The organism is Exiguobacterium sp. OS-77 (genome assembly GCF_000414195.2).
GTDB lineage: Bacteria > Bacillota > Bacilli > Exiguobacteriales > Exiguobacteriaceae > Exiguobacterium_A > Exiguobacterium_A indicum.
The window spans coordinates 601784-614209 of record NZ_DF239008.1 but is presented as its reverse complement, the minus strand read 5'-3'; the positions used below and the strand labels follow the sequence as shown (position 1 = coordinate 614209).

Sequence of the window (12426 nt, the reverse complement as noted above, 5' to 3'; positions counted from 1 at the left end):
GATTATTCCGTTTCCAGTTCTGTGTACTCTATTTAGTTCATCACGTGACGATGCGGCGATACGCACGAACCGTGACGATATAGTAGATCAGATAGACGATCGTATAACAAACAATCGCAAGTAATGTCGGACGAACGATGTTGTAGTTCAACAGTTTCTGCAAGACTTGCATCGCAACTAAACTATGAACGAGTCCAAGCACGTACGGTAAGGAGAAGACGAATCCGACAAGACGACGGATGATACCCGTCTGTTCCTTCTCATCAACACCAATCTTCTGGATGATGGCAAACCGTTGTTTCGATTCTTCTGCTTCCGCGAGCATCTTGAAGTAGATGATTGAACCCGTCGCAAGCAAGAAGACGAGTCCGAGGAAGCCGGCAGCAAACGCGAGTAAGCCTGTCGTTGCCGTCGTCATCGCGTAGACAGGATAATACGCCGCCATCTCCGTGTCCGCTTGTTTTCCATATAGTTGCGTCAACTGTTTCATCAATCCATCGTCATGACGTTCATCTGAGAACTGATAATTCGTCAGCGTGAAGCCTTTTTCCGGCATCTTCGCGAACGCATCATCGTTTACGACGAAGGCGAGCCGCTGTTTCTCATAAAGTTGAGCGATCGGTAGATTCGTCGCAGCGGTGATGCGAAAGGACTCATGAACGTCCTTGATTTCAACACCGACCGGCGATTTGACTTTCATCTTCAACAAATCGTTTCCTTTGAATGTCTCAAGGACAATCGCTTCGCCTTGTTTCGGTTCTTTGATGACCGTTTTCCCGTTCGCTTTCGCGAGCTTGACGTAGTCCGAATAGTTGACGTAGCTGAATTGTCCCGGCTGGTCTTCATACGCATACGTCGCGTAGTAGCGTGTGAACGTCAGCGGGTTCGGCAGATCGGTCATCTGATGGTCGACGTTCTTGACGTTGACCATCGTCCGGCTGTCGATTTTCTGGTCAGACTTTGCAATCAGTTGTTCTGCTTCAGATTGTTTACTCGCAATCGATAGACTGTACGGAACTTGTTCCTCGACGGTCTGATCGATGAAATAATAAATCGATGTCGCTGTACCGACCGTTGTCAATGTGACGGCAGTGATGACCGTGATCGTCGACAGCATGACGGCATTCGATTTGATTCGTGACAACAATTGCCCGTGCAAAATCAAATTCGTTCCTTTGAAGTGTCGCGCTTGATTACTTAAGACGCGCAATAAGAAGATCGTGAAGTAACTCATCGTTCCGAACGTTCCGAGAATGACGCAGAGCATCAAGAGTGGGGCAACGATCGTAAAGTGATCCATCAACGGTTGTCCGGTCAAATAGTACCCAACACCGATCAAGACGACCGAAAGCACGGCTAGGATCGGATGGACTTTCGGAAGCGATTCCGCTTGTTGTTCTGCCTTGAACAGTTCGATTAATGTAAAACGATAAATCGTTCGAGCCGAACGTAAAGCGATGATCAGAAAGATTAAAAGGAAAACACCGATCGTCTGCAGGACGGAAGCTCCGCTGATCGTAAAGGTCGCATCGACTTGCATCGCCATGACGGAAGCGAGCAACTGCACGAAGTATTTCGAAGCGACGGTACCGATCGCAATTCCGAGGATCAGACCAATCACTCCGTACCCCATCGTCTCAAGGAAAATCAGGCGAGCAATCTGCCCTCGTTCTAAACCGAGTAATGCATAAAGCCCGATTTCCTTCTTACGACGACGTAAGAAGAAGTCACTTGAATACCAGATGAAGATAGCAGAGAAAAGCGCTAGAATGACACTTGCTCCGGTAAAGACCGTTCCCAGTTTGCCGTACAATTCGTTCGCCTGAAGCATCGCTTCATTCGATCGAATCGCGAGGAACGTGTAATAAATCAGAATCGCAAACGTGACCGCACCGAGGTACATCACGTTTTGACGGATGTTCTTCAAATTTTGAAACGCCAGTTTAGACAAGCTCACGGACGGCACCTCCGAGTTCACGCTGAACTTCCATGATCTGTTCGAAGAATTCCTTCTGCGAACCAAAGCGATGGACTTCCTTGAACAGCTCTCCGTCCTTGACGAACAAAATTCGTTCCGCATAAGACGCTGTCATCGGATCATGCGTTACCATTAAAATCGTTGCGCCTTCGTTGTTGAGCGACTGCATCGCTTCGAGTAACCCGGTCGCTGACTTCGAATCCAGCGCACCGGTCGGCTCGTCGGCTAAAATGAGCGACGGATCATGAATGATGGCGCGAGCGGCAGCTGTCCGTTGTTTTTGTCCGCCCGATAGTTCAACGGGACGTTTATCGAGTAAGTCATAGATACCGAGTTGACGTGCCACACGATCGACACGTTCTAAGATCATCTTTTTATCGACGTTCGCGAGTGAGAGCGGTAAGGCGATGTTTTCCCGGACCGTCATCGTATCGAGGAGATTGAAATCCTGGAAGATGAAGCCGAGTTGTTCCCGGCGGAAACGAGCCAATTGTTTTTCCTTCATCGCCGTCACGTCTGCTCCATTGATTAAAATCGAGCCGTCCGTTGGCTGATCAATCGTCGACAGCAGGTTAAGTAATGTCGATTTCCCGGCACCGGATGGACCCATGATACTGACGAACTCTCCTTCGTGGACACGGAGCGTCGTCGGACGCAGTGCTTCGTGGCGCGCTGTTTTCGTTTGATACGTTTTTGAAATCTGTTCTGCTTGTAAGATTGCTTTCATCTGTAATGCCTCCTGTGTTTGATTCGTTACACTCAGTCTAGCCCTTCCCTGCTTTTCTCAAAATGGACTTTGCTTTCACTTCTCTTACAAAACGGTAAGACACGGGAGGAGACGACAAAAAAGCCCCCATCCGCAAGGAATGGAGGCGTATCGTATCTTATTTGTGTGTTGCTTTGAAGAGCTCTGTATCGCCTGCGACAACAGAAGTTCCTTCCGCTGGTACAGCTGAAAGCGTGAATTGATCGTGGTTCGTCACGATGATCGGTGTGATCGTCGATGGTGCGTTCGCACGGATGTAGTCAAGGTCGAACTCGACGAGGACGTCTCCTGCTTTGACTTTGTCACCTGACTGGACGTGAGCCGTGAAGCCTTCACCTTTAAGGTTAACTGTATCAAGACCAACGTGGATCAACAGTTCAAGACCATCTTCACCTTTTAGACCGATTGCATGTTTTGTTGGGAAGATCGTTTCAACCGTTGCGTTGATCGGCGAGACGACTTTACCTTCAGTTGGCTCGATCGCGACACCGTCGCCCATCATTTTTTGAGAGAAAACTTGATCGGGTACGTTCTCGATGTTGACGATTTTACCTGTAAGTGCAGAAGCGATTTTCGCGTTTCCTGCGTCGTTACCACCAAACAATTTTTTTAAGAATCCCATGATACTATCCCTCTACTTTCTCGATCGTTTTTCTTCCGAATGGAAGTTTCGATTTTTTATAGGAGTAAGCTGTCAGACAGCTCGCTCACGTTCTCACAAAAAGCATACGTTTGTCCCTCTGGTTTTGCAAGTATTTTTGTGTGATAATAGTTAGAAATCATAAGGAGGCGCTTACATGTTACCATTTTCAGAAATTACATATGTCCGTCCTGACCTTGCCTTGCTTGAAACATCCATGAATCAAGCGATCGCTCGACTGACGGAAGCCACACAGGTAGATGAAGCAAACGCAGCCATCACTGAGATTAATACCCTCAGAAATCAATTTGAAACGGCAAGCCAGCTCGTCGAGATCCGCCACACGATCGATACACGCGATACGTTCTATGAGACGGAACAAGGATTCTTTGATGAAGCGAGTGCGATCTATCAAGGATATGTCTCAAGCTATTATCAAGCGTTGACGACGCATCCACTCCGCAGTGAACTCGAACAGACGCAAGGCAAACAGTTATTCCTGATTGCTGAAGCGAGCCTGAAGACGTTCTCAGAAGAGATCATTCCGAAACTCCAAGAAGAGAACCGTCTCTCGAGTGAATATACGAAACTGATGTCTTCTGCTCAAATCGAGTTCGATGGCAAGACGCTCAACTTATCACAGTTCGGCCCCTATCTTCAATCACCTGATCGTGATGTCCGTAAAGCAGCTTCAGAGGCACGCTACGGCTATTTAAAAGAACAAGGCGAAGCAATCGATACGATCTACGACAAACTCGTTCGCATCCGGACCGAGATCGCGAAGACACTCGGTTTCCCATCGTTCGTCGAGCTCGGATACGCACGGATGCTCCGCGTCGATTATAACCAATCGATGGTCGAACAGTACCGCGAACAAATCCGTGAAACGATTGTTCCGCTCGCGACACAACTCAAAGAACGCCAGCAACGACGGATCGGCGTCGATCAGTTGTATTACTACGATGAAGGATTTGCCTTCAAGTCTGGTAATGCGACACCGAAAGGCGAAGAGTCGTTCATCATCGAAGGCGGCAAAAAGATGTATGCAGAGATGTCACCGGAGACGAACGAGTTCTTCAACTACATGCTCGACCGGGAAGCACTCGATTTAACGGCGAAACCTGGGAAAGCCGGCGGTGGGTATTGTACCTACATCGCAGACGAAAAACTCCCGTTCATCTTCTCGAACTTCAATGGAACGGCAGGCGACATCGATGTCCTGACGCACGAAGTCGGACACGCCTTCCAAGTCTATGAGAGCCGTCACCTGACAGCTCCAGAGAGTGCTTTCCCAACGTATGAAGCGTGTGAGATTCACTCGATGTCGATGGAATTCTTCGCTTATCCGTGGATGGAAGAGTTCTTCGGTGAAGAGACAGCGAAATACAAGTTCAATCACCTCGCAGGAAGCGTCACATTCCTTCCGTACGGCGTTGCGATTGACGAGTTCCAACACGTCATCTACAACCAACCGGAATTGACACCAGCTGAGCGTCGCGAAGCATGGCGGACGATTGAGAAGAAATACCTGCCGCATCGTGATTACGAAGCGAACGATTATCTCGATTCAGGTGCATGGTGGCATCAACAAGGACACGTCTTCGGCAGTCCGTTCTACTATATCGATTACACGCTCGCTCAAGTTTGTGCCTTCCAGTTCTATGCTTGGATGGAACAAGACCGGGAAGCGGCTTGGAAGTCGTATCTCGACCTCTGTCGTGCCGGCGGCTCGGAAAGCTTCCTTACGCTCGTCGAACGTGCTGGATTGAAGTCTCCGTTCGCACCAGGTACGGTTGAGGCAGCAGTCGCACCGGTCAAAGCGTATCTCGAACAAGCAGACGACCTCGTACTCGATCGCGTCTAATTATTCGTTTTCCTCAATTTATCCAATGAAAAAGGTGAGTTTCCGGACGGAAACTCACCTTTTCTATTTTAAGAGATCTCAATCTTTAAATTGTAACTAATGATTCATTCAGATAAAAGCGTTTCATGATACTTTCCGTACCAAACGCGGAACTCGTCTGCCGGGATTGGTCTTGAATAATAAAAACCTTGTGCATACTCGCAATCCAGCTGTTGCAGATGATTCGCCTGCTCCAGTTCCTCGATGCCTTCGGCGACAACATCATATTTCAATGTATGCGCCAGTTTAATGATCGTCTCGATGAGCGGTGCGTTCGAACAGGCATCCGGACCGCTGATGAACGAGCGATCGATTTTCAGTCGCTGAATAGGCAATCGACTCAAGTAGGACAAAGACGAATAACCAGTACCAAAGTCATCGATCGCCAGACGATAACCCATTTGGTGTAACGTCTGAAGCGCCTCAAAGACACGTCCGTCCGAAAAGACACCGAAAGATTCCGTGATTTCGAGTTCCATCCGGTCTTCAATTCCAGGATGAATTTCTCGGACGCCCGTCAGGTAATCCACAATCCGACCAGAGACGAGCTCTTTTACGGATAAGTTCGCTGAGACGCGAAGCGATCCGAGCTCCGTTTCTTTCCACGCCTCTACTTGGCGAACCGTTTCAGCGACGACCCACATCCCAATTTCTTCGATGAGCATCGATCGCTCGGCAATTGGAATGAAGACTGCTGGACTGATCATGCCACGTTCTGGATGGAACCAGCGCAAGAGCGCCTCACAACCGTCCACCTGCCGTGTCGCAAGGTTGATTTGCGGTTGGTAGAACAATTGTAACTCGTTCTTTTCAATCGCATCCCGTAACTCCCCTTCCAATACGACCGATTCCAGATATTCCGCACTCATCCATGGTTCGAACCAGACCGGTCCACCTTCTGTCTGTTGTTTCGCATGCTGCATCGCGATATCGACAGAGGATAATAACGAAGTGACAGCTACTGCATCGTCCGGATAGCGGACCATACTCATACTGATGCTGACGTTCACGAATTCTCCGTTAATTTCATAAACATGTTCGATGACTTGCTTTAATTTCTCGTAATCAACGATATCCTGTTGCGCGACTAATACAGCGAATTCATCTCCACCAATACGTGCTGCTTGTCCCGTTCCGATGAAATGATGCTTCAGTCGATTCGCGAGATCCTTTAAAATCTGATCTCCTGCCCTATGACCGTAAATATCATTGATTCGGCGGAATTGACGAATGCTGATAGTGACGAGCTCGCCTGTTTGTGGTGCTCTCAGTGCATCCTGCATCTTTTGTTCAAATCCATTTCGATTCAGTAACCCCGTCAACATATCAAAAAGCGCAAGTTGTGTAATGCGTTCTTCTCGCCGAAACTGATCTGTCTCATCATGACAAGAGAGATATAAGGCAACACCTGTTTCATCCTCTTTGTTCGGAACGTGAATGATGTTGACGAACATATTTAAAATATCTTCGTCAAATAACATTTTACAGCGAATCGTCTGACTGTTCCCTTCGATGGCTTGTTGAAGTGCTCGTCGCATTCGATTCAAATCAGCTGGATGCACCAATTCTTCAATCGTCCAACCCGAAGTGGCATGCGTTAACTGTCGAAAACGATCATTTCCATTTAAAATCGTATAGTCCGACGATAAAGCAAGAATTGGATCTGTATTTTGAGAAAAGAGAGATTCGATTTCGGCTTTCTTCTGCTTAATCTCTTTTGTATTCGCATCACTATGATCGAGTAATCCAGCTATGATTGCTGTCATCGTCCGGAAGGCTTGAACGACTGGCTTGAAGTCATTTCTTTCGTGTACATGATACCCAGATTGCCGTCGATCCTCAGCAAACGTATTCGCTTCGCTTTGTAGTAAGGAAATATCTTTTCGAAAAGCACGTAATAATAACCAATTCAATATTAATAATGCCGCAATGACAAGAATGATTGTTGCAAATAGCAGCCAAGCATTTTGAATGATCTGCGATCCTCGGTGCTGCATTTCTTGTTGTACCTGTTTTAACTTTTGATCATATATCTGGTACATGCTTGTTTCATATTGTTTAGACTGATTAGCTAGTTTCGCATAGTTTTGATCGTTTGATGTACTCAACAGTTCATCTAGCGTTTCTGTGTAATTTCGCATCTGACTTCTCATGTTTGCAATTTCTTGGCGCCCTGTGTCGTCTTGTAACGAAACTACCTCATACAAGGCATTCATGAGCGATTGTTGTCGAATGGGCAAGTCGATCCGCATTTGTTGGATGCGTAATCGATCAATCGAACTGATTTCGTTGTCCCGACGTGCTTCTCGTAGAATCTGTGCCGATTTTCCAAGTTGCTCTTCCATCATGATAAGATGCGAGAACACATCGTAGTATGAACCAGTCTCTTTACTTAAGACGAGTTGATTAAAAATCACTTCACTTTTAAAATTCGTAGAGGCTGTGAAAAAGCGATGATTGGACTCGTATCCTTGACGCTCTAATTTCGTGAGTTCCTCCAACAACTCTTTACGTGCTGGGCCAATCGCTTGCTCTTCCTTTAGCTGTTCATATAAGTGGAAGAGAGAGGTCTCTGCTTGTTTTGTTACTTGTGGTTCCTCAACCTGTTTCTCTAAGGAAGCAAGATAATAAGACGTTAAATCTTGAGTTGCATGATTTGCTGGGATCACGATGTCAATCGCTTTTGCCGCCTCTTCGAAACGTTTTCCTTCTTCGAGTGTTTTGTTCAATTGGTGTAACGCAACGATAATCGCAAGTAGACCGATGACTGCAATCATCCACGAGAACGTTTTATAGTAGGATCGTCTTCGAAAAGCTTCTTCGATGAAGACTGGTGATAAACGTCGCAACACATCGTCCTCCCTAAAATGTCATTATGCTTCTATATCGTCTCTTTTTGCTGTATGTTGAAGTCGATTTAAGTCAATAAAAAGCACTTCTTCTCACATTTCGTGAAAATAAGTGCTTTCTTTACTAGTTTTATATTTTTTAGTAACTGACATTTTCGCGCGCTACTTTTTTCGCGAAATAATCGATGATATCCCGACGACGAATGATTCCGATAAAGTGCTTTCCATCATCGATGACAGGAACGAAGTTTTGGTCCGTGATGACCTCAATCATCTCTTCCATTTGCGCAGTAATCGAGACTGGTTTATAACGAACACGTTGTTTAATATCCGTTAACCGTGTTTGCAAGACGTGATCGTAGTCTGCATGCTCTAGATTAGCCTCGAGCGCCCACAAGACATCCCCTTCCGTTAATGTCCCTGCGTATTTACCTTTATTATCGACGAGCGGAACGGACGTAAATCGATGATGTTTCATCTTTTCTAATGCCTGTCTGACCGTCGATTCAGGATCTAAATATTTCACCTCATCTTTTGGTAGTAAGAAAAAAGCAATGTTCATTTCTGTTCCTCCCTAGCCACTCTGTGACACCTTCTTCATTTTATCACGAAGCCTCACTGGATTCATTTCTCAAATGATGAAAATCTCTACATAATTCCTTCATATTTATCCGTACCCTTCCGATAGTCAGAATAGACAGATTTTAAAGACTATTTAGGATAGGAGAATTCATCATGCGCCTCCCGATCACCCGTCGTTTGTTCATCGGGCTTATTTTGTTGCCTGCTCTTACTCTCGGTGTTTCCACTTGGTTTTCGTATGACCAAACAAGCCGAACTGTCGATCAACTGGTCGACTCGACATCCCAAACTGCTTTAAAGCAACTCGAACAATCGTTTTCCCGCATCATCGATGATACTAAAAAAGATACAACACTCCTTGCCGGACTCCCTTCCAACCGTGAAGACGGTACTCTACCGAACTACATAGATACAACCAAACAACCCGATGCTTCGGAGGCTCCTTCTCAAAAAGCAACAGATATCTATAATGTCCTTGAGAAATATGGCTCCTCAAAAATCGAAAATTCATTTATCCAATACGCTGATACGAAAGGCGGCTATCTTAACTGGCCAAAACAAGACGTCGCACCTGGATACGATCCTCGAAAAGAGATTTGGTATAAACAAGCGCTGGAGAATTCAAGCACTGTCGCCATGAGCGAGCCTTACTATGATAGCGCGACGAAATTATCCATCATCGGTTTCTCTAAGGCGACACTAGATGCTCAAGCGAACATCAAAGGTGTATTGTCTGTTTATAAAAGCATCAATCGTCTTGCTGAAGATATGAAACGGATTGAAATCGGACAAAAAGGATTTGTTTTCAGCTACACACAAGACGGTAAGGTCGTCACGCACCCGAACCGAAATTATTTCTTCAAAAAAATCAATCAACTACGTGAAGACGGAAAAGCATATTTCTCTGCTCCAAAGTCCATGTTAGAGCAAGAATCCGGTACGAAGATCATGGACGTCGCCGGAAAAAAATCGGTCGTCATTTGGCAAACTTCTTCGAAAACAGGATTCAAACTAGCCGTCGTACTGGATTACGCTTCCTTGTATGCGCCTAAAGAAGCCATGCTCAATCAGTCATTGATCAATTTCGTCGTTGCGATCGCCCTCGCGACATTGATCGCTTGGTTGATCGGGCGTTCGATCAATCGCCCGCTGTCGATGCTCCGTCGTGAAGCATTAGCAATCGCATCAGGTGATTTGCGAACACAGCATCGTCCTAAACGATTCATCCGGGATGAATTAACAGACCTCAGTGCAAACTTCGACGCGATGCGCGCGCGCCTGCGACAAACGATTCTAGCGATGACTACATCCGCTACGACCGTTCGCGATGCGTCAGAAGAGCTCTCAAACAATGCGACTCATGTACAAAAGGCTTCACGTCATATCGGACAGACAATGGAAGAAATCGCTGCTGCTGGTGAAACTCAAACGAAACAAGCCGAACGTTCTTCCCATGCTGTATACGGTGTCAAGGAACGTTCTACAGCAATGCAACAGGTCGCGTCCACGACACTTTCTGAAGTCGCTTCCGTCGCTTCCGCTGCGACACGAGGAAGTGACGTGACGAAACAGACGATTTCTGATCTATTGAGCCATTCGGACTCATTGGAAAAAGAAATCGAGAACACTTCTGATTTCTTAGGCAAACGTTCTGATGAGATCGGAAAGATTCTTGGAACGCTGCAAGCCATCTCGAGTCAGACGAATTTACTCGCCCTCAACGCAGCAATCGAAGCCGCACGTGTCGGTGAACAAGGACGTGGATTTGCTGTCGTCGCGAGTGAGGTAAGAAAACTGGCCGAGGAGAGCGACGAATCCGCTAAACAAATCAAACAGCTCCTCGATAATATTCAACAAGAAACACATACTGCCATGAGTGCGATGCACCATGTCATGAGTGATTTGAAGCTGTCTCTTGAGTCTGTCAAAACGACAGGCGATGACTTCGAGCGCATCGCAGGATCCGTACATCATGTCTCGAATCGAACAGAAGTATTGACTGGTGACATCGAGGCGCTGACGCTTGCTACGGAAGAAGTATCCGATGCCATGGGAACCATTCTTGCTTTAACGGAAGAGAATGCAGCAGGTCTTGAGACAAGCGCTGCAAGTATTCAAGAAACGAACGCAACACTTGAATCCGTGACGACGGCAGCGGCTCACCTCGCTCACATCGCAGGTGATCTCCATGCGCTCACATTGGAATTCCAGTTAGACGAAACCGTATCTGACGAACATTCGGTCGAAGAACAAGAAGACGTCCTTTCATCAGAACCCGACACAAGCCATTCTGCTGACGATGCCTACGCGGAAGTCGCAAGCACAGAATTGACGGAGCACGATATCGAAACGAATGATCTTGAAGTCGAGACGGGGCACGAGGAGGATCCAACACCTGAGTCCTCTCCGTCTCCTACGAATCCATAAGCCTATCGATCCGGAGTCTTGAAGAAAGACTTCGGATTTTTTCATTCCCTACTCGACTATCGATTGCCGAGCACATACACTAGATACAATCGATGCATCATTCGAAAGGAGTCGCTTCATGAATCCCTTAAGCCCCTCAGACTTGACACAAATCGCGGAACATTTGTTTGGGATGACTGGTTTTTTTATTTCCTATCAAGATCAAGAGCATGTCTCAATCGAGTTACGTCCTTCCGCACCCAAGCATCCGGCTAATCTATTGATTGAAGATACGTGGCCTACTTTAAAAAATCATCGCCCTCTACTTCATACCTTAAAAGACGGAACGGCTTATCTGTTCGTAGACGTTCCTGACCAAGGCATGTACCGGATCGGTCCCGTTCTCTTACAGTCAGCACTTTTTCGGGCTCATATTCAAGATGAGACCTATCATCAATTTTATAAAGTTCTACCCCGAACGACGGAAAATCGTCTGATCGACTGTGCCCATTTGCTCTATCGCCTTCTACATGGTGAAGGATTGTCCTCTCGTGACATCGATCATGTTTCAGATATACAGGAAGAGGAAATTCCTTTAGTGTCTGAAGCCCCTTCGCACACAGGTGTGACCGCCTATCGAAAAGCTTGGCAACGCGAGCAACAAATCATCGACTGGATCTCATCCGGACAGAGCGAACGGTTGGCGACGACCTATTCTCTTCCCGCATACGGTGAGTTCGGAACACTCGCACGTCATCAACCACTCCGAGCAGAAAAGAATCTACTTCTAGGAACGGTTCTTCTAAGCGCACGTGCCGCTATTCGTGGGGGACTCGAACCAGACGAAGCCTTTTCGCTCAGTGATCGGATGATTGAGACGATCGAAGCTGCGACGAGTATTGCAGAATTGCGAAATCGTCACGTTCGGATCACGGTATCTTTTGCGGAAGCCGTCAAAGAAATACAAGCGTTGCGTCATTCGCCACACGTCTTAGCTGCCATTCGATACATTCAGCAGCATCTCTATGATCCTTTATCGGTCTCGTCCATCAGTCAGGCGATTCACGTATCCTCCAACTATTTATCCGTTTTATTTAAAGATGAAACGGGTTTACCGCTGGCTCGTTACGTCATTCGTGAACGGATTCGCGAAGCGAAAAGATTGCTACGTTCATCTGACGACTCGCTATTGACGATTTCAAACCGACTGCACTTTTCAAGTCAAAGTCATTTCAGTCAGGCCTTTAAACAAATCACGGGCGAGACGCCTACTCATTACAGACAAAAGACAGATTTTTAGGA

General features: G+C 46.6%; 8 protein-coding genes. 3 read left to right on the top strand and 5 right to left on the bottom strand.

Translation table 11 applies throughout. The features are described from left to right. Positions 1–40: 40 nt before the first annotated feature. From EXG77_RS02890 to EXG77_RS02880, 3 genes are all read right to left on the bottom strand, one after another. On the bottom strand, positions 41–1957 hold the full coding sequence (locus EXG77_RS02890) for an ABC transporter permease (protein WP_035396165.1): 1917 nt from the start codon (positions 1955–1957) through the stop codon (positions 41–43). Further along, entirely contained in the window at positions 1944–2705 is a 762-nt protein-coding gene (locus EXG77_RS02885) for an ABC transporter ATP-binding protein (RefSeq protein WP_035396163.1), read from the bottom strand. Before EXG77_RS02885 ends, EXG77_RS02890 begins: the two co-directional genes overlap by 14 nt. Positions 2706–2862: 157 nt before the next feature. Next, complete coding sequence (locus EXG77_RS02880) at positions 2863–3366, bottom strand: PTS glucose transporter subunit IIA (protein ID WP_035396161.1); 504 nt, start codon at positions 3364–3366, stop codon at positions 2863–2865. Positions 3367–3541: 175 nt separating this feature from the next. On the opposite strand from EXG77_RS02880, the gene EXG77_RS02875 reads away from it, so the two are divergent. Further along, positions 3542–5248, top strand: coding sequence for a M3 family oligoendopeptidase (locus EXG77_RS02875; protein WP_035396159.1), 1707 nt, complete (start codon positions 3542–3544; stop codon positions 5246–5248). A gap of 104 nt (positions 5249–5352) precedes the next feature. Here EXG77_RS02875 and EXG77_RS02870 read toward each other — a convergent pair whose 3' ends face one another. Together EXG77_RS02870 and EXG77_RS02865 are read right to left on the bottom strand one after the other, a co-directional pair. Next, positions 5353–8139, bottom strand: coding sequence for a bifunctional diguanylate cyclase/phosphodiesterase (locus EXG77_RS02870; protein WP_035396158.1), 2787 nt, complete (start codon positions 8137–8139; stop codon positions 5353–5355). A 136-nt stretch (positions 8140–8275) separates the two neighbouring features. After that, on the bottom strand, positions 8276–8698 hold the full coding sequence (locus EXG77_RS02865; RefSeq protein WP_023469329.1) for a CBS domain-containing protein: 423 nt from the start codon (positions 8696–8698) through the stop codon (positions 8276–8278). Between the two features lie 173 nt (positions 8699–8871). Between EXG77_RS02865 and EXG77_RS02860 the strand changes: the two genes are divergently transcribed. Both EXG77_RS02860 and EXG77_RS02855 read left to right on the top strand, forming a co-directional pair. Beyond that, positions 8872–11145, top strand: coding sequence for a methyl-accepting chemotaxis protein (locus tag EXG77_RS02860; RefSeq protein ID WP_035396155.1), 2274 nt, complete (start codon positions 8872–8874; stop codon positions 11143–11145). Between the two features lie 142 nt (positions 11146–11287). Then, positions 11288–12424 carry a helix-turn-helix domain-containing protein gene (locus EXG77_RS02855; protein WP_235147598.1) on the top strand — a complete coding sequence of 379 codons (1137 nt, stop codon included), beginning with the start codon at positions 11288–11290 and terminating at the stop codon, positions 12422–12424. Positions 12425–12426: the final 2 nt, after the last annotated feature.